This is a genomic window from Streptomyces sp. NPDC004838 (assembly GCF_053600955.1).
Genome location: NZ_JBSGAW010000011.1, coordinates 192,319 through 217,792 on the forward strand (window position 1 = coordinate 192,319; position 25,474 = coordinate 217,792).

Consider the following 25,474-nt stretch of genomic DNA (forward strand, 5'->3'; position numbering starts at 1 on the left):
CGGCGGCAGCACATGGTTCATGGAGGAGGCACGGTGGCGGGCGAGTCCCCCGACAAGTCGGAGCAGCGGAAGTCGTCGGGGGAGACGGCTTCGGGCGAACATGACCCCCGGCTCGCCATGCTCGGCCGGTCGGCGTCGTCGCCCCCCGCGCCGGCCGTGGACCAGCCGACGGCCGTCTTCGCCTTCCCGCCGGAGGTACGTCCCGGAGCGCGCTCCCAGGAGCGACCGGAGCCGGGGGCCGCGCCGCGCCCCGGAGCCCGGCGGGTGCCGGGCACGGACACGGGTTCCGTCGAGGGCGACGCGAAGCTGCGTTCGGCGGTGGCGGCTTGGGTCGCGTCGGCCGAGGACTCACCTGCCGCGGCGAGCGCCGAGGAGACCACCGCCGCGCCCACGCCGCCCGCCATCACGGCCGAGGTGACCGCCGTGACCGCCGTGACCGCCGTGATCCCGGATCTGTCGTCCGCCGAAGCGCCTGAGAAGCCCCAGGAGGCCACCGAAGGCCCCTCGGGCGGCGACGGGACCGCCGAGGGCTCCGAGGACGCCAGGGAGGGCGGTACGGGCTCTGATGGGGCCACGGGGGACGCCACCGAGGCGGCGGTACGGTCCGAGCCGGAAGCGGAATCCTCTTCAGGGCCGGGATCGGGTACGGATTCCCGCGCCGAGCCGGGAACGGAATCCGGATCCGGGGCGTCCGACCCGACCGGATCCGCGGCTGCGGCTGCGGCTTCGGCTGCGAGCGCGGGTACGGGTGCGGGTGCGGCCGCCGGAGGGACGGAGCCCGACGCGGACGGCGAGGCCGGCACCGGCGGTGAGCCGCGTGGCGACGGCGACGACACATCCGGCACAGATGCGGATGCGGATGCACATGCGGATGCCGACGCAAATGCCGGCGCAGACGCAAAGGCCGCCGTTGACAGCCCTGCCGACGCCTCCGCCAAGGCCCCGGACAAGGCCCCGGAGGCCGCGAAGAGCGAGACTCCCGCGTCGGCGGCGGCCTCGGACACGAGTCGTGAGGGCTCCGGCGCGGCAGCCGTCGACGGGGACCGTGACGGCGACGAGCACCCGGCCTCGGAGTCCGTCGACCCCGAGTCGACCGGCGACGCGCCACGGCCCGGCTCCGACGCGAATGCAAACACCGCGAACAGCGATGCCGACACCGACGCAGGGGACAGCGCCGACGCCGAAGACGCCGCCGAGGAGAAGAAGACCCCGAAGGCCGTCGACAACCCCACCGCCGTCTTCAAGGCGCTCAAGCAGCCGTCGGCCGAACCCGACGCACCCGCCGACGCCGAACCCGCTGAACCCTCCGCGCCCGCGCTCGACAGCCCCACCACCGCGCTGAAGCTGCCCCCGGCCCCCTCGCCCGACGCGGAGTCCGTGCCGGCCGGGCGGGCGAGCACCTTCGTACCGCTGCGGGAGGAACGGGCCGTACGGACAGGCGCCCCGGACGCCGGGACGCCTTCGCGGACAGCGGCCGGGGGCGCGGAACCCGCCGGGGCCGCCGGGCACCCCGAGGCCGAGCGGACCTCGCAGCAGCCCGTGCCGCCGCTGCCGCCGCTCGATCTGCTCGCGGAGCTGACGAACACGCCGGACACGCCGGTGCGCACGGTCATGCGGCGGATCAAGATCTGGACGCCGCTGGTACTCCTCCTGGGGATCATCTTTGCGGTCGTGCAGATACTGCGCCCGCTTCCGGCCCCCGAACTGACCCTCTCGGCCGAACCCGTCTTCACCTTCAAGGGCGGCAAGTTCAGCCTCCCGTTCCCGGCCGAGGGCCAGGGCGCGGTGCAGGTCGAGGGCGTCGGCACGATAGGGACGTACGGTGCGCAGAAGCCCGCGCCGATCGCGAGCATCGCCAAGACGATGACGGCGTATGTGATCCTCCGGGACCACCCCCTCACCGGCAAGCAGGAGGGCGAGAAGATCACCGTCGACGCGAAGGCCGAGAAGGAGTCCAAGGCCGAGGGCGAGTCGGTGGCGTCGATGGAGGAGGGGCAGGAGTTCACCCAGAAGCAGATGCTCCAGCTCCTGATGATTCCGTCCGGGAACAACGCCGCGCGCCTGCTCGCCCGCTGGGACGCCGGTACGGAGGCGGCGTTCGCCGAGAAGATGAACCAGGCCGCCAAGGACCTCGGAATGACCGACTCCGTCTACACGGACCCCAGCGGCTTCGAGAAGACCACGGTCTCCACCCCGGCGGACCAGCTCAAGCTGGCCCAGGCGGTGATGAAGAACCCGGTTCTGAGGGACATCACCAACACGACGCTGACGGAAGTCCCCGGCAGTGGTTCGATCCGCAACAACAACGACAGGGCTCTGCTGCAGCCCGGCGTCGACGGCATCAAGACCGGCTCGACGACTCCGGCGGGCGGCAATCTGCTCTGGTCGACCCAGAAGCCCGTCGGCGACAAGATCTACCGGATCAACGGCATCGTCATGGGCGTGCAGGACGCTCCCCAGCTGGAGCTGAAGCTGGAGAAGGCGATCGACTACAGCATCGAGATCATCACGGCGGCGCGGGCCGGTCTCGTCACCGACACCGTCGTCAAGAAAGGTGACGTCCTCGGCTATGTCGACAACGGCCTCGGCGGTCGCGCGTCCGTCGTCTCCACGAAGGATCTGACGGCGGTCGGCTGGGCGGGTCTGCGGATCGACCTCGACCTGAACGACGGCGGCAAGAACGTGCCGGGCTCCGGCAAGGCGGGTGACGTCGTCGGCCAGGTCTCCATCGGCACGGGCCCCGGAAGGGTCTCCGCACCGGTCGCGCTCCAGGAGGAACTGACGGAACCTGGAGTGGCCGACAAGCTGACGCGCGTCGGCTGAGACGCCGGCGGAGACGCGGGCCGAGGAATCCGCGGGGCGTCGGCTGAGGCATCGGCCGGACCCCGCGGAGGCTTGTGCCGGACCGCAGCCCCTCGCGGTCGGTCCAGCGGCAGTCTGCCCAGCGGCGGCGGCCGGTCCATCGACGCTGGTCGGCTTATCGGCTCAACAGGGGCGTCCGGTCGGCTCGGGACGCCTCGTGTTAGCGTCCGGAAAGCTCAAGGCCGCCCGGACGGCGCAACTCATTCGTGTCGCCGCCGCGTCCTACTCCTAGGAGCGGAACGCAGCAGAACGAGATGGGGAGAGCCGCAGTGACTACCGCAGAGCCGGTCAGGACGGACGGCAGCGGCCCTCATACAAGGCCGCGAATACGGCAGTCGCCCGGCAGCGCCGATGCCGATGCCGGTACCTGTCCCGGTGCGGGCACCGGGACAGGCGCGGAAGCCGCCACTCGTACAGGTGCGGGGGCAGGCACAGATGTCGGCCCTGGCACAGGCGCAGTCCCCGGCGAAGCCGATCCGGCACCTGGCGACGGACCGGTACTTGGCGATGGAACGGTACCTGGCGATGGACCGGATCGCGGCGACGGTCGGGAAACCGGCGACGGTCGGGGCACCGGCGACGGTCGGGGCCGTGGTGACGGTCGGGGCCGTGGTGACGCGCCTGGCCGAGGCGCGGTGTCCGGCCTTCTCGCCGATGTCCGGGACCGGCTCACCTCCGTCCGGGACCGGCTCTCCCGCCATCCCGTCCTCGTCGCGACCGTCACAGCCGCGTTCGTCCATACCCTCTGGTTCTACTTCTTCGCCAACAGCGGCGGAGACATCGCCGCCCAGGACGCCTGGACGGAGTTCGTCGGCCGGCACCCCGCCTCCGCGTACAACCTCGCCTGGTACGGCGGGATGCACCCGGTGTCGTACAGCGTCGTCTCGCCGTATCTGATGTCCCTGATCGGCGTACGTCCGACGATGATGCTCGCCGGCACGGTCTCGGCGGCGCTGACCGCGCTGATCCTGGTCCGCGTCCGGGCCGTGCGCAATCCACTGGCCTGCGCCTTCGCCGGAGTGTTCGCCTTCCTCTGCAACGCCCTGTCCGGACGGGTGACCTTCGGGCTCGGCATGATGTTCGCGCTCGGAGCCGTCGCGGCGGTCTTCTGCTGGCCGCACCCCTGGCGTACGAAGCGCTGGGCCAAGGCCGCCGTGGCCGCGCCGCTCGCGGGCCTGGCCACCGCGTCCAGCCCGGTCGCCGGTCTCTTCCTCGGTGTGGTGGCGGCGGCGCTGTTCCTGAACAAGCGGCGGCCGGGGGCGTACGCGCTCGGGCTGCCCCCGGTCGCCGTCGTCGCGCTCTCCTCCTGGCTCTTCCCCTTCTCCGGTACCCAGCCGATGTCGCTGGGCTCGACCTCGCTCCCCTTCGTCTACGGGGTGCTCGTCTTCCTCCTGGTGCCGAAGGACTGGCGTACGGTCCGCGTCGCGTCGGCCGTCTACTCGGTCGGCACCTTGCTGACGTGGGCGATCGACTCGCAGATCGGGTCGAACGTGTCGCGGCTGCCGATGCTGTTCGCGGGCGTGGTGCTGCTGGCGGCCCTCCCGTACACCGCCACGCGCTCCCGGAAGTGGTACGCGCTCGTCGTCGCCTTCGCGGGCCTGAACTTCTGGATCGGTTTCAAGGCCGTCGACGACGTGGTCCGTACGGCCCCGACCGCGTCCTGGAACTTCGAGCTGGCCCCGCTGGTCAACAAGCTCCAGGAAGTCAAGGCCGAGCGGGGCAGGGTCGAGGTCGTCCCCGCCAGCAGCCACCGGGAGGCGTCCGCGCTCTCGCCGTACGTCAATCTCGCGCGCGGCTGGAACCGGCAGGCCGACATGAAGCGCAACCCGATCTTCTACGACCCGGACAAGACGCTCTCCTCGGCGGACTACCGCGCCTGGCTGGACCGCTGGGCGGTCCACTACGTCGTCCTGCCGAACGGGACCCCGGACAACGGCGGGGAGCAGGAGGCGGATCTGGTGCGGGAGGGCCAGCCGTATCTCACCCGTATCTGGGGCAACGCCAACTGGCAGGTGTACGCCGTCAAGGACCCGGTCCCGTTGGCCGACGCCCCGGCGACGGTGGAGCACGCGGGCCCCGGTGAGCTGCGCATTCAGGTGAAGGAAGCGGGCCGGGTGCTGATCCGGGTGCCGTACTCGCCGTGGCTGAGCCTCGTCGACGAGGACGGCAAGAAGGTGAAGAGCCCGCAGGAGACGGAGGAGTCCAAGCGGCGCGAGGACGGTCAGCCCAAGTCGTTCGTCAACCTGAACGGCTGCGTCTTCAAGGCGGAAGAGGACTTGGAGGGCGATGAGTGGACCGAACTCCTCGCGCCCAGGCCCGGCACCTACCGGCTGGCGGCTCCGTACGACTTCCAGCGCGGCACCCCGTGCCCCGATGAACTTCGCTAGCCCTTACCCGCGTTAACCCCCTATCTACACGCGAAGCGCTGATGCATAGTGGACTCGCTGTCTGACATACCAGGTAGTTGGTCTAGCGGTTCAGGTGTTACATGGCGTGTGAACGGTGCGGCGGCAGGGGTGGGCGCGTACTGCCGGGCATGAGATGCCCGGAGTGCGGCGGCGTGGCAGGTGGAGGCGGCGCGAACGGCGGGCTCTCCGCCGGTGATGACGGCGATGTCGGTGGCGGCTCCGGTGGTGGCTTCGGTGGCCGGTCGCGTGCGGGCCGGTTGGGTGAGAGTCGGTTGGGTGAGAGCTGGTTGGGTGGGAGCCGGTCCGGGGCCGCGCGCTCCGGCGACGGCTGGGTGGCGCGCGAGACCATGTCGGGCCGCTTCTCACTGCTCTCCCGTACGGGGAAGATCCTGCTGGTCGGCGGGGTCGCCGTCACCGTGCTCGCGCTCGTGGCCACGGTCGCCGCGCTCTCCGGGGACGACTCGACCGGCGCCGGAGCGGCGGACGCCTCCCTCTCCGGCGGTATCAGCGGCATCGGCGGTCTCGGCGGTGCTCCGGAGCGCATCCAGCCCACGGGCTCGGAGCCGGCCGGCGAGTCCGAGGTGCCGGCCCCCGAACCGAGCGGCACCCTCGGCGTCCCCGGCGACGGGGCCGCCACCGCTCCGGACCGGCCGAAGTCGCCGCAGGAGCGGGGGAAGACCCCCTCGTACTCGGCCTGGGCGGGCCCCGGTTGCGTCGGCGGCGGTACGTACAAGGAGAACGGTCGCTACAGCGACGGATTCGAAGGCTGGTACACGGTCAGGGCCGGAGGTCACAAGGGCGACGGCTGCGACGGCCGGTTCAGCGCGATCCCGATGTCCGGCAGCGAGTCGAAGGACTACGGCAACACGGCCACCTGGTCCTGGTACGTCGGCAGCGGCTACAGCACCTGCTCGGTCTCCGTGATCGTTCCCAAGGGCCCGCGCCCGCAGGACGTGGCGGGCGACCCGTCCGTCTACCGCGTACTGGCCGACCCCGGCGACGACGACAGCCTCGTCAAGACCTTCGAGGTGAACCAGAAGGCCCTGCGGGGGAGGGGTGCGGTCATCGAGAAGATTCCCGTCCGGAATCAGCAGCTGACCGTGCAGCTGGTGGACCGGGGCAAGGACTGGGGCGGCGACCGCGAAGGCGCGCACCACGCGGCTGCGCAGATGAGGGCGGACTGCCGACCGTGAGCCGACGGTGAGCCGGCGGTAAGAGCCCTTGCCCGCTCGGCGGGTTGGGCGACGGCGCGGTTCGCTCGGCGGGGGCCCGGTTCGAGGGTTCGAAGGGCGGTACAGCGAACTCCCGTTAACTTGGGCTTGGTTCGCATTGTTACCGGAGACGCTTCCCGGCCCGTATGGCCTTGATGCATAGTGTCCGCCATGGTTTGCGAGGCGTGTGGGCGTTCTCATCTGGGAGCGCTCTCGGGGATGACGTCGTACGAGTGCACTGTCGCTGCCGCTCCCAGGGGCCGGCATCGGGCGGGGGGCGCGAAACGGGCGGTGCGACAGCCCGCCGGCGCACGGATATCCGTGCTGTCCCGAGTCGGGAAGACCATGATGGGGACGGGCGTCGCGCTCGTCCTCGGAACGATGGTCACCGGTGTCGTCCTGCTGCCGAAGGGCGGCGACGAGGACGAGGGCCGAGGGCTGACGGGCACCATGGACTTCGACGTCGGCGGCGGGCCGATTCTGAACCGGGCCGACGGGGAGCCGCAGGACGGCGCCACGATGAGCCCGGTCCAGGACGTGGAGTCCAACGCCCCGGCGGGCGACCAGGCATGGCGGCCCGCGGCCGGATCCCCGTCACAGCCCGGCACCGGCGTCCGGACCCGGTCCGGCACGGGCACCGGTACGGCGGCCGGGTCTCCGGCGAAGAAGGCCGCCAAGCCGAAGGCGGACCGGGTCACACCGCCTGCGGCTCCCCGCAACCGCTCCGAGCGGGCAAGGCAGGGCGACGGCTGCCGTGACGGCGCGACCCACTGCGGCGGCCGAGGGGGATGGCAGGGGAGCGACCGGGACGACCGGGGCGACTTGGACAACTGGAACAACTGGCGTGGGCGCGACGACGGCGACGACGATGAAGTGGACGACGACTGAGGCCGGGGCCCGGACGGGGCAGGGCCTCTCGCTACTGCTCTCCGGACTCCCCTCGGCCCTTTTGAGGGGAACGTAGCGGAGGGCTCAAGTCCCTTTATTCAGCGCTTGGTTGAGTATGGTTCGGGCGCTCGTGAGAACCTCGTCCGGGCAGTACCCTTCCCGGACGGGGCTCACCCTCTGGGGCTCCATGGGAAGGCGGGAGTGCGCGCTGTGGTCAGTGACAATCGTTCGGAGCAGTCCCCGGTACCCTTCGACGTACCCACCTCGGCGCGCGCCTACGGCTGGATGCTGGGCGGCAAGGACAACTACGAGGTCGACCGGAAATTCCTCCTCTCCACACTCGTGGACTTCCCCGAGTGCGTCGACATCGCCCGGCAGAACCGTCAGTTCCTGTACCGCGTGGTGCGCTATCTGGCGCAGGAGGCGGGAATCCGTCAATTCCTCGATCTGGGCTGCGGGTTGCCCACCGACGACAACGTCCACCAAGTCGCCCAGAGCTTCCTTTCGGACGCACGGGTCGTCTACGTCGACATCGACCCGATCGTTCTCGCGCACGGCCAGGCACTGCTCGCCGCGGACACCAGCACGACGGTGATCACCGGCGATATGCGCGGCGATCAGCAGGCCATCCTCGACCACCCCGACGTCGCCCGTCTGATCGACTTCAACGAGCCGGTCGCCGTGCTCTTCCTGTCGGTCGTCCACCACCTCACCGACGCGGACGATCCCCGCCGCGCCCTCCGTACGATCATCGACCAGGCGGCCCCCGGCAGCTATCTCGGTCTGTCCCAGGTCGTCTCCGACGACGCGGCCTGGGGCGCGGAGATGTCCGCCCAGATCACGGGCCGCGGCATCCCCTGGCAGACCCGCACACCCGCCGAACTCGGCGCCTTCCTCGACGGCCTGGAGCCGGTCGCCCCCGGTCTGGTCAACCTCGTGGACTGGCGCCCGGATCCCGACCAGCCCGCGCTCGCCACGGTCCACCCGAGCCTCGTGCCGTACCTCGGCGCGACCGAGCGCAACCTGCGGGTGTACGAGTACGGCGGACTGCTGCGTAAGTCGTAGGGCTCGCTCGCCGCCTTTTGTGGCTCGGTTCTCCCCCAGACTCCGTCCGGGGGGACCCCCACGGGGCGCTCTGAGCATGTGTCGACGGTCGACCGCGCTCGGTCCCTCGTACCTCGGGACCTCCGCGCGCTCTCCCTTTCGACACCAGCGCGCCCCTTCGGTGTACGGCAGGCTCATGCCGCTCGATCCCGGTAGAGAGGCAGCAGATGCAACCGCCCTCGACAGTGGCCCAGTTGACGGCACTGTTGCTCTTCGTCCTGCCCGGAGTCACCTATCAGTTCCTACGGGAACGCTGGCGTGGACCGGTGACCGGCGAGGCGCAGCTGGGGGAGCGGATTCTCCGTGCGATCACCGCCAGCGTGGCGCTCAACGGACTGTACGTCGTCATCGCCGGGCCCGCCCTGGCCAGGGCCTGGGCCAAGGCCGAACGCTCCGGCGCGTCGGCGCTGTTCGCCGAGCGGCCGAGGGTCGTCGCGCTGTGGGCGTTGCTGCTCTTCCTCGGCGTCCCGGCCGCCGTGGCGGCCTGCGTCTCGTACCGGGAGCGGCGTCATGCCCGCTCCACCTACCGGCCCGCTCCGACGGCTTGGGACTATGTGTTCGGCCACCGGGCGGACCGCGGGCCCGGTTTCGTGCGGGCGCGGCTGAAGGACGGGACCTGGGTCGGGGGCTGGTACGGCTCCACGTCCTACGCCTCGGGCAATCCGCACAGCCCCGACCTGTATCTGCAGTGGTCCTACCGGATGGGCCAGGACGGCTCGTTCGGGGCCCTGGTGGAGGGCAGTGACGGGATCTATCTGCGGATGGAGGACGTTGACATCCTGGAGCTGGTACAGGCTCCTCCCCCGACCGGCGAAGGGACCCAGGGAGACCATGAGTGACGAACTGACACCGTGGGAACGCGCCTTCTTCGACGAGCCGCCCGGCGACCCTCGTGGCTACCAGCCCAAGGCACCGGGGGCGGGCCCGGAGGAGCCACCGCCTCCGCCTCCCGGGCCGGCGGGCGCGGCGCCACGGCCGCCCGAGGAGGAGCCGCGTCAGACCGGCGACCGGCGCACCTGAGCGACGCACCGCACACGGGGAGCGCGTCCGAGCCCCCACCGACCCGGATTCGGGCGGAGAGCGCGGGCCTGCCCGGCACGCTGCTTCTCTCTCACACGGGGCTGATCCAGTTCACCTCGTAGCCTGCTTCCTCAAGTTGGATCGCGGTCTGTTCGACGTCGTCGTCCCGGAACTCGCGCCATAGCCGCAGCAGACCGGCGATGGGTGCCGGCAGTTCCACGTCCTCATAGCGGGCGGGGGTGCCCCAGTGCGGGATGATGGTCGGTATCCCGTGCGCGCTCGGGGTGCTCGCCTCGGCTTCGAACGGATGCCAGTGGAGGGTGTGCCTGTCGAAGCGCGCGTCGAGGATCGCCATGCCGTTCGCGAAGCCGTCGCCGGGCACTTCGAGCGCGGTGCGCAGATCACTGTCCTCCCAGGTGACGATGAGCCGGGTCGCCTTCAGCACTGAGGGAAGCAGTCCCAGGTTCTCTATCGCGGTGGCCGCGTCCGAGCCGCGGTAGAAGGACCTGGACACGACGTATGCGATGTACGCGTGTTCCAGGTCCTCGGCCAGTAGGTGGACCTGGGGCTGGGTGTAGAAGCCCGTCTCCCGGAGTACGGCCTCGCTGACGTCGAGCAGGAGGGCGGGCAGCTCCTCGGCGATGTCTTTCATGATTTCAAGTATGGCTATATGTAAGGAAGTTGGCGATGTCATGATCTGTGCGAGGCACTTCACCGGGGGAGAGGCGTATGAGGATCCGATGGGCGGCGGCCGTTCGTTCGAGACTGGACGGCGGGGGAGGTCCCTACGGCTTACTGGACGGCACGGCTCTGACCGAGGCGTCCGAACTCTTCGCCCATACGACCGATGCGCGCGACCTGGCGGAAACCTGTCATCTCGTCGGGATGCTGCACTGGCGCCGGGCCACGGCCTTGGCGGACGAACGCGCCCGGCACGAGATCGAGACGGCCGTACCGCTGTTCCACCTGGTCCACGCCGTGGACGCCGGGCTTCCCGTTCCGGAACCGCTGGCCGCGAGCTTCGCCCGGCAAGCAGCCTTGGACCGGCGGACGGACTTCGACCGGCACGCGGAGGCGCGGACCGAACTCCCCGGTGAGGACGGCGGGTCCGCAGAGGACGACGGGTCCGCAGAGGACGACGGGCCCGAAGAGGTCTGGGAGTCGCTTCTCATCAGGGTCGACCCCTGGCTTCAGGGCGGAGCCGATCCGTACCGCCTGAAGCTCATGGTCAGCGTGGGACGCAACGCCGTGCGCGGCGCCCGCCGTGACCGTCGCCTGCGCGTGAGGCGTCTCGCGTTCCTCGGCACGGCGTTGCAACGACTCTTCGAGCACACCGGGGACACGGCGGCGCTGGAGGAGGCCGTCAGTGTCACCCGTACATCCGTGGCGGAGGCGTCCGCGGACGATCCCGACCGGGGGATGTACCTCTCGGTCCTGGCCGTCAATCTGCACACCCTCTACGAGCGTACGGGCGAGGCCGAGGTCCTTCGCGAGGCGGTCGCCACCGGCCGGATGGCCGTACGGGACACGCCGAAGGACCACAGCCAGCGCTATCTGCCCCTGTCCGCCCTGAGCCAGTCACTGCGGAGCCTGTACGAGCTGACGGACGACGCGTCCCTGCTGGAGGAAGCCGTCGACACCGGTACCGCTGCGCTGGACACGGCTCCGGAGGGCCACGCGGTGCCGGCCGTCCTGGGCGTCACCGCCGCCATCGCCCAGCGCAGGGCGTACGAGCGCACCGGAGCCCAGTCGCAGCTGAACAAGGCGATCGCCCTCGCGAGACGGGCGGCGCGGACGGCCCCGCCGGACGCCCCGCTGAGGTCGGCGTGCCTGCACAACCTCAGTACGCTGCTGGGCGCGCAGTTCGACCGCACCGGAGACCTCGCCGCGCTGGCCGAGTCCGTCGACGCCGCGCGCGCCGCGGTGGGCTCCACTCCGGCGAATCACCCCGACGCGCCCCTGTACCAGGCGAACCTGGTGGGCCAGCTTCTGCGGCACTCCGACCGCACCGATGACCCCGGCCAACGGGACGAAGCGGTCTCGTGGGGGCGTGCCGCGGTCGAGGCGACGCCGCCCGACCACCCCAACCGGGTGCGGTATCTGACCAATCTCGCCCTCGCGCTGAAAGCCAGGAGCGAGCACCTGGACGATCCCGACGCGCTGCGCGAGGTGATCGAGATCCAGCGCCTGGTGGCCGACTCGCCTGTCGGCGCGGCCCGCGACCGGGCCGTCGTCCTCTCCAACCTGAGCAGCTCCCTCCGTAAGTTCCACGAGCGCACCGGGGACCCGGCCGCGTGGGGCGAGGCGATCTCCGTCGGACGCGCCGCCGTGGCCGCTTCCCCGGAAGACGACCCGTACCGGTCCACGTACGAGACGAACTTGGCCTGGTCGCTGGGCGCGACCGGTTCCGAGCTGCTGGAGAACGAGGCGATCCGCCTCCTGGAAGCGGCGGCCGGCCGGGAAAGCGCTCCACCGGCCGTCAGGGTGGACGCGGCCCGGGCATGGGGTTTGCTCGCGATGCTCCAGGGTCGGCCCGAGCAGGCGGCCCGCGGATTCGCGGCCGGCGTCGCGCTCCTGCCCCACCTCGCGGCGCGCGGTCTGGCGTCGGCCGACGCCACGCACTGGATGGCCGCGTACGCGCGGCTCACCGGTGACGCGGCGGCCTGCGCGCTGACCGCGGGACAGCCCGAACGCGCCCTGGAGCTGCTGGAAACGGGACGGGGGGTCCTGCTGGCGCAAGCTCTGGAGTCCCGTACGGACCTCACCGAACTGCGGGCCGTGGACGCGGGACTGGCGGACCGGTTCGTCGCTCTGTGCGCTCAGCTCGATGCCGCTCCCGGTGCGGGCGGCCCCGACGGCGTCGATGGCGAATCCGCGAACGAGGACCCTGACCGGCGCCGTGAGCTGGCGGAGGAGCTGTCGGCCCTCATCGCGCGTATCCGGGAACTGCCCTCACTGCACGGATTCCTGCTGCCACCGCCGGCGTCCGAGCTGATCGCCGAGGCGCATGCCGGCCCCATCGTCCTGATCAACGTCAGCAGTTACCGGTGCGATGCCCTCATCCTCACCGACGGCGGAATCCGGGTACAGGAACTGCCGGACCTGACGTCCGCCCGCGTACGCGAGGAACTCGCCGCGATGGGCGACGCCCTGAACCGGCTGCGGCACTCCCGCCGCCACCGCCGGGAAGCCGAGCGAACCGTCCACGACATGCTGGCCTGGCTCTGGGACACCGTCACCGGGCCGATCCTCGAACGGCTCGGGATGACCGGCGTTCCGGAGGACGACCGCGACTGGCCGCGCGTCTGGTGGGTGCCGTGCGGCGCGCTGGCCCACTTCCCGCTGCACGCGGCCGGCCACCACCTCGAGGAGCCCACCGGAGGCCGCCGCGCCGTGATGGACCGGGTCGTGTCCTCGTACGCCCCCACCGTACGGGCCCTGGCGCACGCGCGGGCCCAGCGCACCCGGCAGACATCCGAGGGCCGCCGCGCCCCGCGCATGCTGGCGGTCGCTATGCCCCACACCCCCGGAGCCACAGACCTCCCCGGCGCCCGGCAGGAACTCGAACGCCTCGCCGCCCTCCTGCCGGACACTGTGGAACTGGTCGGCGAGCACGCCACCCGCGACGCCGTGCTCTCCCTCCTCCCCACCGGCGGATGGGCCCACTTCGCCTGCCACGCCGACACCGACCCGGTCAACCCGTCCCACAGCCGTCTGCTCGTCCACGACCACGACACCCGACCGCTCAGCGTCGCCGAGATATCCCGGCTGCGACTGGAGAACTCCGAACTCGCCTATCTGTCGGCCTGCAGCACCGCGGTCACCCCGCCCGCTCTCGCCGACGAGGCCCTCCACGTCGTCACGGCCTTCCAACTCGCCGGATACCCGCACGTCGTCGGCACCCTCTGGGAGATCGACGACACCATCGCCGCGGCCGTCGCGGAACACATCTACACGGACCTCCTCGCGAACGGGGCGGACGCCGACCTGATCGGGGCGTGCGCGCACCGGGCGATACGCGTGTTCCGCGATCGCTATCCGCGGATTCCGACGCTGTGGGCCGCGCACATCCACACAGGCGCGTAGGCGGCCTCGGCCTCCCGGCCGCGGTCCCTCCCGGCGCGCTGCCCAACGCGCCAGCGTGCCGCGCCGCTGGGCCACCCGCCGCCGTCGGGGCCGCGCATCTCGCGGTCCTTGCGGCGCTTTTCGTCCAGGACCCGTTTGATGGCGTCGTGGACCTCGGCGTCCTCCTCCACCAGGCCGCGCAGGACCTTCTCGCGCTCCTCGGGCGCGAGCGCGACACTGCTCCGTCCAGCTGCCGCAACCGTTGAACCATTCCGGGCCCGGTCACGTCACAGGGACAGCACAGTTAGCCACCACTCCGTTTGCCCTGGAGGTCGCATGCCCATCAGAGCGTCGCGCTCGGTCGGTCTGTTTGCTGGAGTTGCCCTGGCCGGAGCCAGCCTGGGGGCCGGCGTCGGTTGTGGCAACCAGAAGGCGGCCGTCGGTGCCACCGATGTGCTCACGGACCGCGCCCGGCAGGTTGCCGAAGCCTGGGACGGCTCAACCGCAGCCGCCGCGTGGCGTGCCGGCTACCACCCCATGGGGGAGGTGGTCCAACTGCCGCGGGGCGGCCTGCGCAGCCCGGAGGATCGGCAAGCCTACGAGGACCAGCGTTTCGTCCTGCGCGGTGAGTTACCCGTCACCTGGCCCAAGGACGGCCGGGTGACCTGGGCCACGGACGAGCCGCTCACCCGGCCGCTGACGGGAGCGGACGACTCGTACAAGACCTTGGTCGGAAGCCTTGTGGACGGAAAGCCGCACCTCACGGTGACCGGAGCGAAGCTGGGCGAGATGCGTGTGGCCACCAGCCGCGGACCGGCAACGGTCCCGGCCTGGCTCTTCACCCTGGACGGCTATGCCACCCCCCTCAAGCAAGCCGCTGCCGTTCCATCGGCATCCCCTCAACCGCCCGTCACGCCGGCCCGTGACCTCCCCGGCCCTCCACTCGACCGGCTCATCCGGATCGCCGCAGACGGCCGCTCAGTGACCGTCGTCGCCCTCCATGGCGTCTGCGACGACGGCCCCGCGGTAGACGTGCTGGAAACAAGCGGCAGCGTCGTACTGTCGGCCTCCGTCAAAGACCGGAACGACAGCGGCAACTGCACCAAGCAGGCGAAGCTGCGGCAGGTGACGGTGAAACTGGAACACCCCGTGGGTGACCGCGTCCTGCTCGACTCGTACACCGGCCGGCCAATCCCCTACAAGGGACTGAAGGGGATGTGACCGACCGGGAGTTGAGACGGGGTCCGATCACCATCGGGAACGTACACCGACCCCGGCCGCCCACACGGCCGGTGGTTCAAGTCCTCGTACAGCAGCGAAGGCGGTACGGACTGCGGGGAAGCATGCCCACACCCCGATGCGGTTCACGTCCGCGACTCCAAGCGGGATGCGTCCGACGGCCCGTACGTCCGACGGCCCGTACGTCCGACTGAACCCGCGAGCCCTGGCCGGTGGCGAAGTCCCGCTCACCTCACCCACGACGGATTGGACCGGCTCACCCTCTCTATGCCCGGACGGCCCGGACGGTCAGGCGGGAACGAAGTCCTCGCCCTGCGGCTGGAGTGTTCCCCTGCGGGCGGCGGCCCTTCGCGCGGCCTTCTCGAATTCGCGGAGCACCGTCCGCTTGTCGGCCTCCCGTACGACGAGCGCGCTCTGGATGGGAGGCAGATCGAGTTCCACGAAGGTGACGCCAGGCTGCCGGTAGTAGTTCTGGGACCGCCAGGTGAGCGTCATGACGCCGCGTCCGGCTTCGACGGCGGCCAGTCCCTCGCGGATGGTGTGAATGACGGGGCCGTCCGGGACCGGGACTCCGGACGGGGTCGCTTTGGGGAAGTGGTAGGCGCACCACGCCGGCGAGGCCGCGCCGGGCGGCAGGCGGACCATGCGTTCATGGCGAAGGTCTTCGGGGTCGACGAGCCCGGCGGTCGCGAGCCGGTGTTCGGCCGGTACGGCCAGCATGCGCGGGTCCTGGAACAGCACCGCTCCCCGCAGGAGGTCCGGAAGCCCGACGGGCAGACGCAGCAGACCGACGTCCACCGTGCCGTCCCTGATCGCGGACATCTGCTCGGTGTAGTTCAGCTCCACCAGGTTGACCTCCACGTGCGGAAGCGCGCGCCGGAACTCGCTGAGGACGGGCTGAGTGAGTTCGTAGAAGCCCCCGCCCACGTATCCGACCTTCAGCTCGGTGAGCTCTCCCCTGGCCAGTCGCCGGCAGTCCTCAAGCGATGTGTTGAGGGCGATGACGATGGGCTCCAGCTCCCGGAGGAGCGTCTCTCCGAGTGATGTGAGCGTCACCTTGCGACTCGTCCGTTCGAAGAGCGGTGCGCCGATGTCCCGTTCCAGCGACTTCACCGCCTCCGAGACCGTCGACTGACTGAGATAGAGCCGTTCGGCGGCCTGGCCGAAATGCAGATCCCGTGCCACCTGGATGAAGCACTCGAGCTTGCGCGTATCCACCGCCTGTCACCTCTCTCACACTGATCAATCGGATTCCCCGATCGATCAGCTCACTTTTGCTCATTGATCAATCGAAGTCCCTGGCTGATCCTACTTCGCAGGCAGTCGGCAAGTCATGACAGGCCGTGCGGACCCCAGGAAGAGAGTCAGTCGTGTCACATAGCTCTGAACCAGTCTCCGAACCAGTCTCCGAAGCGGAACAGAATCTGACGGCAGAGCCGATCGAGTTCGGCGCGGACGGTGAGACGATCCGGGGAACGCTGTACCTTCCGCCGGACGCGGGGGCGCCGGAAGCGGGGGACGCGCCGGGCGCTGCGGCCGGGCTCCCCGGCGTCGTCCTGGCGCACGGCTGGAGCATGGTCGCCGGAGGGGATCTCGAAGACTACGCACGCCGTGTCGCGGCCCGCGGCATCGTCTGTCTGACCTTCGACTTCCGCCGGCTCGGCCGGAGTGACGGACTGCCCCGGCAGGAGATCGACCCGCACGGGCAGATCGAGGACTACCGTACGGCCGTCACGTACCTCGCCTCGCGGCCCGAAGTCGATTCGCGGCGCATGGGGATCTGGGGCACCAGCTACAGCGGAGGCCACGCCCTCGTCGTCGCGGCCAGTGACGACCGCGTCACCTGCGTGGTGAGCCAGGTACCTACGATCAGCGGCTATCTGTCCGGTCTGCGGAAGACGCGGCCACGGGATGTCGCCGCCCAGCGGGCGGCCTTCAACGCGGACCGGCTCGCCAGGCTGGGCGGAGCGGCCCCGGGCGTCCTTGCGACCGTGGGCCCCGACACCGAGACGAACGTCGCGTACCCCGGAGCCGACTCCTACGACTACATGATGAGCCAGGCCGCCCGCTGCCCGGAGTGGCGCAACGAGACCACGCTGCGGTCGCTGGAGGCCGCGCGCACCTATGAGCCCGGAAACTGGATCTCCCGTATCGGTCCCAAACCGCTGCTGATGATCGTGGCCGACCACGACACCCAGACGCCGACCGATATGCAGCTGGACGCTTTCACGAAGGCCCGTGAGCCCAAGAAACTGCTCCTCGTCCGGGGCGGCCACTATTCGGTGTACCGGGAATGGTTCGAGGAGACCAGTACGGCTGCCGCCGACTGGTTCGAAGAGCACCTGTGATGCGACCGCCGGAGTCGCAGGAAAACCGTCGCATCAAAATCGTCGCATGAAAATCAACGAGGAGTTGTGGTGAAAGCTGCTGTCGCGGGCGCATCGAAGCCGCCCGGGAAACTCGCACCGGACGACATCAGACCCCGGCTGAAGTCGCTACGGGCGGCGGTCATGGGCCAGACGCTCGAATGGTTCGACTGGACGCTGTACTCAACGCTGTCGGTGTATCTCGCCGGGAACTTCTTCGAGAAGAGCGACCCGACGTCGGCGCTTCTCTCCACGCTCGCGGTGTTCGCCGTCGGTTTCCTCGGGCGGCCCCTCGGCGGACTGATCTTCGGCAAGATCGGAGACCGAATAGGCCGAAAATCCACGATGGTCATGACGATGCTGATCATGGCGGGCGCGAGCCTCCTCATGGTCGTCATCCCGACCTACGAGGCGATCGGCGCCTGGGCGTCGCTGCTGCTGCTGATCGCACGCCTGCTCCAGGGGCTGGCCCACGGAGGCGAATCAGGAGTCTCCTACACCTACGTCGCCGAGATCTCGCCCGACCACCGCCGTGGCCTGTGGTCCAGCTCCGTCTTCATCGGTGTCACGATCGGTGTCATGGGCGCCACCCTCACCGGCGTCATCCTTACGGCGATCTTCAACGAGAGCCAGATGATGGACTACGGATGGCGGATCGGCTTCGCCTTCGGCGCCCTCCTCGGTGTCTACGCCCTGTACCTCCGCCGCGCCTCCGAGGAGTCGCCGGTCTTCGAGGAGAGCAAGAGCGCAGCGGAGACGACCGCGCCGAAGCTCTCCCGCCGCCAGGCCGCGAGCATCGTGCTGAAGGTCGTCCTGCTCTCCGCCGCCTCCAACGCCGTCTACTACACCTGGGTGACCTTCGCGCCGAGCTTCGCCATCTCGGACCACGGGATGGATGCCAACAGCGCCTTCGTCACCAGTCTGCTCGCCCAGTTCGTCGTCCTGTTCCTGCTGCCCCTGTACGGCTATCTGTCGGACAGATTCGGCCGCAAACCGATGGTGCTCATCTACGGCGTCGCCGTGATGATCGTCGTGTTCCCCGTCCATTGGGTCCTGTCCGGTGAACCGTGGACGCTGTTCGTCTCGCAGGGGCTCGGACTGGCGGTCTGGGCCGTACTCGCCGCGATCTATCCGACGCTCATTCCCGAGCAGATTCCCACGAAACAGCGCGCCCTCGGCGTCGGATTCCTGGTATCGCTCTCCGTGGCGATCTTCGGGGGAACGGCTCCGTATCTGAACGCGTGGCTCACTTCCATCGGCAAGTCGTGGATGTTCTCGCTCTGGGTGGTGTTCCTGGGCCTGCTCGCCGTCATCGGGTCCTTCATCATCCGCGAGACCAAGGGCGTCAGTCTGAGCGAGATATCCGCCGACGGGCAGCGAACTCGGGAAACCCACGGCAACGATCACCTGTCGTGACGATTCATAGAGCCGTGACGATTCATAAATCAGAAAGAAGAGAGAAGCAGTGAACACGAAGAACGTCGTCGTCGTGACCGGGGCCTGCGGTGGGATCGGATCCGCCATCTGCCGTGAATTCCTGGAAAGGGGCGACACGGTCGTCGGTCTGGACCGTGCCCTTCCGGAGGCTTCCCTGATCGCGGGGGTCGACTACCGCGAGATGGACGTGACGGGAACCGCCGGACTCGGGCCGGTCGTCGACTCGATCGTCCAAACCCACGGCAGCCTCGACGTATGGGTGAACAACGCGGGCATGCTGAACCGTGCCCCGTCGCTCGACCTGGACGAGGACGCGTGGCGCGCGACGCTCGACATCAATCTGACGGCGACCTTCTTCGGCGCCCAGGCCGCCGCCCGGCAGATGGCGAAGCAGGGCTCCGGGAACATCGTCAACCTGTCGAGCTACGCGGGGCTGAAAGCCAGGCCGAACTGTGCGGACTACGCCTCCGCGAAGGCCGGTGTCGCGCACCTCACGGCATGCCTGGCTCTCGAATGGGGCCCTCTGGGCATCCGTGTCAACTGCGTCTCGCCCGGCTACATCGACGCCCCGATGAGCAGCTGGATTCACGATGACCCCGACCAGTTCGCCGCCTACATGGCCCGGATACCCCTCGCCAGGATGGGGGAGACCAGCGAGGTGGCCAAGGCCATCGTCTATCTGGCGTCGGATGAGGCGTCCTATGTGACGGGGCAGGTCATGCAGGTCGACGGAGGAATCACCAAGTCATGAGCGCGACCGCCCAGTACTGGAAGAGCCGTACCTGTGTCGTGACCGGGGGCGCTCGCGGGCAGGGGGCCGCCGAGGTGCGCCATCTGATGGCGATGGACGCCGCGGTCATCGCGGTCGACCGGCTGCCGCAAGACGCGCGGGAGTGGGCCGAGTTGCGCGAATCGGCCGGCACGGCCGGGCGGCTCGTCACGCTGGACGGCGACGTCACCGATCCACGGACCTGGGACCGGGTGCTGTCGTCCGTACGGGACGTCGGCCGCCCCCTCGCAGGACTCGTCAACAACGCCGGAATCACCCTCCGCAAGACGGTCACCGAGACGACGCCGGAGGAGTGGGAGAACCTGATCAGCGTCAATCTGACCGGCGCCTTCCTGGGCTTGCGCGCGCTCGCACCCGCGATGGACGACGGCTCCGCGATCGTGAACGTATCGTCCACGGCGGGTCTCACCGGCTACTTCTCCGCCGCCTACACGGCGAGCAAGTGGGCGCTGCGCGGATTGACGAAGGCCGCTGCCATCGAACTGGCCCCGCGGCATATCCGGGTGAACACCATCTGTCCGGGCCTGGTCGACACCGACATGACCCTCAAGCCCGACAGCGCGTACAACGCCGACCAGGCTCAGCTCCTGTACGAGGGCAACCGCGCGATGACGCCTCTCGGAAGGGGAGCTTCGCCGCGCGAGATCGCCTCGGCGGCCGTCTTTCTGCTCGGTCCGGAGGCGTCGTTCGTCAACGCGGCGGATCTCGCCGTCGACGGCGGCATGACCGGCGCGGGGATCTACTCGTACATCGGGCGGATGACGGGCAGCGTCGCCGGGGCGGATGGCCGCGTCGATCCCTGACCGTGGGCGCGGAGTCCGGTGCGGCGCCCTCGATGACGCGGGTCGGCCGTGGACGGTCCGGCGACCCGGGCGCGCCGCCCGCCGCCGTCGGCCCGCGCCGCCCACCCGCTCCGCCCGCGTCGGCCCGTCCGAAGCCCGCCAGGAACCGTTCCAGCCCGTCGCCGTCTTCCTGCCTTCGGTGGGGCCGCAGCATCATGGGATGTATCAAGCATGCGCCGGGGTCACCCGTCCACGACGCGATGTGTCCACTGTCCCCCCGACGGCTGGGAAGAGCGATGCCGCACCCCGACAACCACTGGTCAGCAGCTCTGGTAGCGAGGACCGGCGATCGGCTCGCGGTCGAACCGGACGCTCTGTTCGTCTACGGGACGCTCCAGTTCCCGGAGGTCCTGCGAGCGCTTCTGGGGCGAGTGCCCCGCACCGCCCCGGCCACTGCGAGCGGGTGGCGCCCCGCTGTCCTGGACCACAGGGTCTACCCCGGCCTGGTCGCGGCTGACCAGGACGTCAGCGGTCTCCTCCTGGACGATCTCAACCGGGAGGAGTGGCGCGCCCTCGACACCTTCGAGGGCGACGAATACGACCTCCGGCAGATCCCCCTGACCGACGGCACACACGGGTGGGCCTATGTCTGGCCAGGCAGCGACGTACTCCCGGAGAACTGGGACCCGGCCCACTTCCGCACCCACCATCTCACCGCCTACGCCGCACGCTGCCGAGCGCTCGCGGCCCAACGCGACTCACCGGCCCGCTGACTGGCCTTGGGAGCCCGGGTAGCCACTCATCCGGCGGTCCGTCTCGACCACCGGCGGCGTGAGGCCGGTCTACCCTTCCGTGCTCTCCGCCACGACCCACGACAGATACTCCTCCGACCCGCCCTCCACGGGCAGCACGATCCACTCCGGTACGTCGTAACTGTGCGTGGAGGCGACCCAGTCGGCCAGCCGCGGCAGGCGCTCTCGGGTGGTCTTGTACGAGACGCGCCACTCCTTCTCCGTCTGAACCGCGCCCTGCCAGCGGTAGATGGCCGTGAAGGGGTGGTCGATGTGCGCGCATGCCGCGAGTCTGCGGTCCACCGCGCCCCGCGCGAGTTGTTCCGCCTTGGACTCGTCGTCGATGGTGGTCTGCGCGATCACGATGTCCGTCGACACGCCCGCTCTCCTTCGTCAGGGGACGTCGACCCTATCCGGAACACCCATTCGCGCACGGCTGTTCACATCGACCGGCCGCGGGAGAGCGACGACGACACCGTCAAGGAATGCGCCCGCGCGCAGAAGGCCCGTGTGGACAGAGACACGTCGAAGCGGGGATTCCCCGCATCGCTGTCGGGCGACCGCGGCGCGAATCTGTCCCTGGTCGGCTGGATGGAAACCGATGATGTTCAGCCTTCGCTCCCGCACCGTGGTACTCGACATCGACGGCACGCTCTGTTGTGACGGACGGGCGATCGACGACCGGATTCTCTCGGCGATCGGTGAGTGCGAGCGCGTCGGCGCGCACCCGGCTCTGGACGGCGTCGCCCACGTCACCGTCGCGCCCGACCCGGAGGCGGTCGCGGCCGAGATCACCCTGCCGGCCCGGACGGCCCGGACCGCCGTGCGGTAGGGGGTACGCAGGGGTCGGCGACGACCGTGGCTCGTCACATGGGCCGCCTTCGGCGTACGCCGTCACGCCAGATCGAGCAGCTGCTCGTAGAAGCCGCCGAAGCCGCGCTCCCGGTCCACGAAGTGCAGCTCCAGGATCCAGTGGCAGGTCCTCCCCGCGCGGTCGGTGCGCCGCAGCGGGGTGTCGTTCTCCGGGGTGATGTAGGACTCCGCCTTCGCCCCGTCGTTCACCTCGTGCGGAAACTCGCCCACGAGATGGCCGGTGTGCCAGGTGCCGATCTCCCAGCCCGCCTCACCGGCCAGCCGCTCCACCTCGGCGTACAGTCGCCGGCCGGTGATGTCCGGATCGGCCTGGAACACGGCGCGCCCGGCGTCGAAGACACGTGGCAGGTCGTGCAGCAGCCGCCGCTTGCGCGGGTCGTCGCCGAAGACGTAGGTGCGGCCGAAGTCCGCTTCGTACTCCTCGAAGATCGGGCCGAAGTCGGCGAACGCGACATCGTCCTCACCGATGACCCGGTCCGGCGGGTTGTCCCGGTACGGACGCAGGGTGTTGGGCCCGGAGCGGATGATCCGCTTGTGCCAGTGCCTGGTGGTGCCGAACATGTCGTCGGCCAGGTCGCGGACACGGTCGCTCGCCTCCCGTTCCCCGACACCGGGTACGACCAGTCCGCGCGCCTCCACCTCGGCGAACAGGGCGATCGCCTTCTCCTGCGCGGCCACCAGGCCCGCGACGCGCCGGGCCTCCCGCGGACCAGACGGATCGGATAGACCGGACGGATCGGACGGGCCATGCGGATCGGAGAGACCAGACGGACCAGACGGGCCATGCGGATCAGACGTCATGTCGTGTTCCCCTGCCTTCCTCGTGTCGTGCCGCTCCCGCTGCCTCCTGCCGCCGACAGGGGCGGCCCGGCCGGGGCCGGACGTCGACCACCGGCCGTCCGTACGAGCGCCCACACCGCTCGCGGCGACGCCCGGCGGCGGCGTCCGCCACCCTAGGCCGCTTCTGATGGATCTTGCTGGGCTCGCGTGCCCTGGCACCGCGCCTCGCTGCGTTGTCGTCGGTCACCTATGGCCCCCTGGGCCTGGCGGCCCGGGAGGTACCCCCACCGCATGGATTCCCTCCTCCGCCTTGCGATCCACGGCACCAGACCCCGCTCCCTGATCCAGCCTGATCCATCAGAAACGACCTAGTGCCGGGTGCCACCGGAGCGCCCCGGTGCGCGCGAGCGGCGGACGTCAGGTGCCGGACGCCGTCGCGTCGCCGTCGTCGTCGTCCTGGTGCGCGTACCTCTGACCGGTCCAGACGTCCCCGACGGGGTGGTAGCCCCGTTCCTCCCAGAAGCCGAGGCGGTCCGCCGTCAGGTACTCGATGCTCCTGAGCCACTTGGGCCCCTTGTAGCCGTACAGATGCGGCACCACCAGGCGCAGCGGGAAGCCGTGCTCGGCGGTGAGATGCTCGCCTCCGTGGTGCGTGGCCAGCAGCGTCGTGGCGGCGCTGAAGTCGGCGAGCCGAAGGTTGGCGCTGTAGCCGTATTCGGCCCAGGCCATCACATGCGTGACCTCGCGGGCGGGCGGGGCCAGGCGCAGAACCACGTCGGCGGGGATGCCGCACCACTCGTGGCCCGTCGAGGTCGTCCCCGCCGCGCAGTGCAGATCGGCGACGACGGTCGTACGCGGAAGAGCGGTGACCTCTTCCCAGGTCCAGCGGAAGGCGTCGCCCCGTGCCGTGGCGCCGAAGACTCTCAGGTCCCATCGATCGGGTCTGAAACGGGGCACGGGCCCGTAGTGGGAGACCGGCCAGCCGGCCACCCTGCGCTGCCCGGGCGGCAGCTCTTCCGAGGTCTGTGGCCGGCGGGCAGGCGGGGTCGGAGGTTCACTTCCCACTGATGGCCGTCTTCCTGCAGGGGGCGTGGCGGGACGAGATCGGATCTCGCACCCGCAATTCTCGCTCAGGAGCCCGCGGCCACAGCAGACGCCCCTCCCGCGGAAGCGTCGGCCACGGTACGTCGCGGTGCACATGGGGCCGAGCAGGTTACTAACATTGATGTTAGTAACCTTGGTGTTAGTATCGTTGATGTAGGCAAGGAAGGTGGCGACGTGGCGGATTTCGTCGGCAGGCGGCACGAGCTCGCGACGCTGAGTCGCGAGCTGGGCAAGGTGACGGCCGGGATCGGTGGGGAGCGACCCGGACGGTGCGTGATGCTCCGGGGGCGCCGACGAGTGGGCAAGTCGCGGTTGGTGGAGCGATTCGCCGAGAAGTCCGGTGCGCCCTTCCTCTTCTACGCCGCCACAGGGGCATCGCCGAGGGCGGACCTGGAGCGGCTCAGCCGGGACGCGCAGTCATCCAGCCTTCCACTGGCGGATCTGCTGTCGGCGGCCCGCCCGGCGAGCTGGGACGCCGCCTTCGACGTACTGGCGGCGGCGCTGCCGCACGACCGGGCGAGCGTGGTCGTCATGGACGAGGTGCCCTACTTGATGGATCACGAGGGCGCGTTCGAAGGCATGCTTCAGCGGGCCTGGGACCGAGTGCTGGAGACGAAGCCGGTTCTGCTGGTTCTCATCGGCTCCGACCTGTCGATGATGCAGGCGCTGAACAGCTACGGACGCCCGTTCCACCAGCGGGGACGAGAGATGGTACTGGGGCCGCTCAATCCGGCGGAGGTGGGCGAGATGCTCGGCCTCGAGCCCGCCTCGGCCTTCGATGCGGCCTTGGTCACCGGTGGACTGCCCCTGGTCTGTGCGGAGTGGACGCACGGCACCGGCATCTGGGAGTTCCTGCGGGAGGCGCTCAGTGATCCGGTCTCGGCCTTGCTGGTGTCGGCGGAGCGCTCGCTCGCCGCGGAGTTTCCGCAGCAGGCGCAGGCCCGCACCGTCCTTTCGGCGATCGGCAGCGGTGAGCGGACGTTCTCCAACATCGCGCGCGTCGCCGACGGGATCGGAGCGGCCCCGCTACAGCGGTCGCTGAGGATCCTAGCGGACAAACGGATGATCGCGGCGGAGCTTCCCGTGTCCACGCGGCCTTCGAAGGATCGCCGTTACCGAGTCGCGGATCCCTACCTCCGCTTCTGGCTGAAGCTCCTGGGTCCGGCGATGGAGGAGATCGAGCGGGGCCGGGGCGACCTGACGCTGCGGCGCATCCGCGAAAACTGGACAAGCTGGCGCGGCAGGGCCGTCGAACCTCTGGTGCGCGAGGCGCTGGCACGGCTGCTGCCCGACGCGAATCTCCCCGCCGCCCCCGCCATCGGCGGCTACTGGACCCGTACCAACGATGTGGAGATCGACATCGTGGGAGCGGACCGCGCGCCGATCGCCAAGGACCTGCTGTTCGTCGGTTCGGTGAAGTGGCTGGAGAACTCCCCGTTCGACCGGCATGACCTCGCGGCGCTGCATCGACACCGTGCCGCGCTCACTCCCGATCCCGTACCTGTGATCGCGGTCTCGCGCAGCGGAACCGACTGCGCGGGGCTCGACGCCGCGTACGGTCCGGCGGAACTCCTCGCGGCGTGGGCCGCCTGAGCATGCCGGGGAACACCCGCCTGAGCATGCCGGGGATGCCCGCGCCGGCGGGTGTTCCCCGACATCGCCCGTGCCGCCGCCCCCGCCGGGGGCGGCGGCACGGGGGACCGCCTGGGTGACACCGGTGGCTATGAGTGCCCCGGCCACGGCTGTGGCCAGGG

The 25,474-nt window shown here is 70.1% G+C and carries 21 protein-coding genes and 1 pseudogene; 17 read left to right on the forward strand and 5 right to left on the reverse strand.

Annotated elements, in window-relative coordinates:
* The first annotated feature begins 33 nt into the window (after window positions 1-33).
* The 7 genes from ACWEFL_RS15485 to ACWEFL_RS15515 all read left to right on the forward strand — a co-directional run bounded on the left by ACWEFL_RS15485 (window position 34) and on the right by ACWEFL_RS15515 (window position 9,493).
* Window positions 34-2,823: a serine hydrolase gene (locus ACWEFL_RS15485; RefSeq protein ID WP_451712052.1), complete on the forward strand. Its 2,790-nt coding sequence runs from the start codon at window positions 34-36 to the stop codon at window positions 2,821-2,823.
* 293 nt (window positions 2,824-3,116) lie between these two features.
* Window positions 3,117-5,249 (forward strand): MFS transporter, encoded by a 2,133-nt coding sequence (locus ACWEFL_RS15490; protein ID WP_451712054.1) that lies wholly within the window; start codon window positions 3,117-3,119, stop codon window positions 5,247-5,249.
* Window positions 5,250-5,557: 308 nt separating this feature from the next.
* Window positions 5,558-6,463, forward strand: coding sequence for an adhesin (locus ACWEFL_RS15495; RefSeq protein ID WP_451712057.1), 906 nt, complete (start codon window positions 5,558-5,560; stop codon window positions 6,461-6,463).
* Window positions 6,464-6,802: 339 nt separating this feature from the next.
* Window positions 6,803-7,369: a hypothetical protein gene (locus ACWEFL_RS15500; RefSeq protein WP_451712059.1), complete on the forward strand. Its 567-nt coding sequence runs from the start codon at window positions 6,803-6,805 to the stop codon at window positions 7,367-7,369.
* Between the two features lie 210 nt (window positions 7,370-7,579).
* Complete coding sequence (locus tag ACWEFL_RS15505; RefSeq protein ID WP_451712061.1) at window positions 7,580-8,434, forward strand: SAM-dependent methyltransferase; 855 nt, start codon at window positions 7,580-7,582, stop codon at window positions 8,432-8,434.
* A 206-nt stretch (window positions 8,435-8,640) separates the two neighbouring features.
* Entirely contained in the window at window positions 8,641-9,312 is a 672-nt protein-coding gene (locus ACWEFL_RS15510; protein WP_451712064.1) for a DUF6338 family protein, read from the forward strand.
* A complete protein-coding gene (locus ACWEFL_RS15515) occupies window positions 9,305-9,493 on the forward strand; it encodes a hypothetical protein (RefSeq protein ID WP_451712066.1) in 189 nt (62 codons plus the stop codon). Before ACWEFL_RS15510 ends, ACWEFL_RS15515 begins: the two co-directional genes overlap by 8 nt.
* A gap of 91 nt (window positions 9,494-9,584) precedes the next feature.
* Here ACWEFL_RS15515 and ACWEFL_RS15520 read toward each other — a convergent pair whose 3' ends face one another.
* Window positions 9,585-10,145 (reverse strand): hypothetical protein, encoded by a 561-nt coding sequence (locus ACWEFL_RS15520; RefSeq protein ID WP_451712069.1) that lies wholly within the window; start codon window positions 10,143-10,145, stop codon window positions 9,585-9,587.
* Between the two features lie 77 nt (window positions 10,146-10,222).
* On the opposite strand from ACWEFL_RS15520, the gene ACWEFL_RS15525 reads away from it, so the two are divergent.
* From ACWEFL_RS15525 to ACWEFL_RS15535, 3 genes and pseudogenes are all read left to right on the forward strand, one after another.
* Complete coding sequence (locus ACWEFL_RS15525) at window positions 10,223-13,579, forward strand: CHAT domain-containing protein (RefSeq protein ID WP_451712071.1); 3,357 nt, start codon at window positions 10,223-10,225, stop codon at window positions 13,577-13,579.
* Between the two features lie 315 nt (window positions 13,580-13,894).
* Window positions 13,895-14,779, forward strand: a complete 885-nt coding sequence (locus ACWEFL_RS15530; RefSeq protein WP_451712072.1) for a hypothetical protein — start codon at window positions 13,895-13,897, stop codon at window positions 14,777-14,779.
* Window positions 14,780-14,860: 81 nt separating this feature from the next.
* A pseudogene (locus tag ACWEFL_RS15535) lies at window positions 14,861-14,950 on the forward strand (DUF397 domain-containing protein); the annotation flags it as partial.
* 135 nt (window positions 14,951-15,085) lie between these two features.
* Here the strand turns inward: ACWEFL_RS15535 and ACWEFL_RS15540 are convergent.
* On the reverse strand, window positions 15,086-16,015 hold the full coding sequence (locus ACWEFL_RS15540; RefSeq protein ID WP_451712074.1) for a LysR family transcriptional regulator: 930 nt from the start codon (window positions 16,013-16,015) through the stop codon (window positions 15,086-15,088).
* Window positions 16,016-16,167: 152 nt separating this feature from the next.
* Between ACWEFL_RS15540 and ACWEFL_RS15545 the strand changes: the two genes are divergently transcribed.
* The 5 genes from ACWEFL_RS15545 (at window position 16,168) to ACWEFL_RS15565 (ending at window position 20,945) form a co-directional block, all read left to right on the forward strand.
* Entirely contained in the window at window positions 16,168-17,145 is a 978-nt protein-coding gene (locus ACWEFL_RS15545; protein WP_451712077.1) for an alpha/beta hydrolase, read from the forward strand.
* A gap of 69 nt (window positions 17,146-17,214) precedes the next feature.
* Complete coding sequence (locus ACWEFL_RS15550) at window positions 17,215-18,579, forward strand: MFS transporter (protein ID WP_451712079.1); 1,365 nt, start codon at window positions 17,215-17,217, stop codon at window positions 18,577-18,579.
* A gap of 49 nt (window positions 18,580-18,628) precedes the next feature.
* Window positions 18,629-19,351 carry an SDR family NAD(P)-dependent oxidoreductase gene (locus ACWEFL_RS15555; protein ID WP_451712082.1) on the forward strand — a complete coding sequence of 241 codons (723 nt, stop codon included), beginning with the start codon at window positions 18,629-18,631 and terminating at the stop codon, window positions 19,349-19,351.
* Window positions 19,348-20,193, forward strand: coding sequence for an SDR family NAD(P)-dependent oxidoreductase (locus tag ACWEFL_RS15560; protein WP_451712084.1), 846 nt, complete (start codon window positions 19,348-19,350; stop codon window positions 20,191-20,193). The genes ACWEFL_RS15555 and ACWEFL_RS15560 overlap by 4 nt, the downstream gene beginning before the upstream one ends.
* A 275-nt stretch (window positions 20,194-20,468) precedes the next feature.
* The gene (locus ACWEFL_RS15565; RefSeq protein ID WP_451712087.1) at window positions 20,469-20,945 is read left to right on the forward strand and encodes a gamma-glutamylcyclotransferase family protein; all 477 of its coding nucleotides are present in this window, start codon (window positions 20,469-20,471) and stop codon (window positions 20,943-20,945) included.
* A gap of 69 nt (window positions 20,946-21,014) precedes the next feature.
* Here ACWEFL_RS15565 and cutA read toward each other — a convergent pair whose 3' ends face one another.
* Entirely contained in the window at window positions 21,015-21,341 is a 327-nt protein-coding gene (gene cutA / locus ACWEFL_RS15570; RefSeq protein WP_451712090.1) for a divalent-cation tolerance protein CutA, read from the reverse strand.
* Between the two features lie 223 nt (window positions 21,342-21,564).
* On the opposite strand from cutA, the gene ACWEFL_RS15575 reads away from it, so the two are divergent.
* Entirely contained in the window at window positions 21,565-21,795 is a 231-nt protein-coding gene (locus ACWEFL_RS15575; RefSeq protein ID WP_451712092.1) for a hypothetical protein, read from the forward strand.
* Between the two features lie 62 nt (window positions 21,796-21,857).
* Here the strand turns inward: ACWEFL_RS15575 and ACWEFL_RS15580 are convergent, their stop codons facing one another.
* Both ACWEFL_RS15580 and ACWEFL_RS15585 read right to left on the reverse strand, forming a co-directional pair.
* Window positions 21,858-22,514, reverse strand: a complete 657-nt coding sequence (locus ACWEFL_RS15580) for a M24 family metallopeptidase (RefSeq protein ID WP_451712095.1) — start codon at window positions 22,512-22,514, stop codon at window positions 21,858-21,860.
* Window positions 22,515-23,033: 519 nt separating this feature from the next.
* Window positions 23,034-23,681 (reverse strand): molybdopterin-dependent oxidoreductase, encoded by a 648-nt coding sequence (locus ACWEFL_RS15585; RefSeq protein WP_451712098.1) that lies wholly within the window; start codon window positions 23,679-23,681, stop codon window positions 23,034-23,036.
* Between the two features lie 213 nt (window positions 23,682-23,894).
* Between ACWEFL_RS15585 and ACWEFL_RS15590 the strand changes: the two genes are divergently transcribed.
* Window positions 23,895-25,313 carry an ATP-binding protein gene (locus ACWEFL_RS15590; RefSeq protein WP_451712100.1) on the forward strand — a complete coding sequence of 473 codons (1,419 nt, stop codon included), beginning with the start codon at window positions 23,895-23,897 and terminating at the stop codon, window positions 25,311-25,313.
* Window positions 25,314-25,474: the final 161 nt, after the last annotated feature.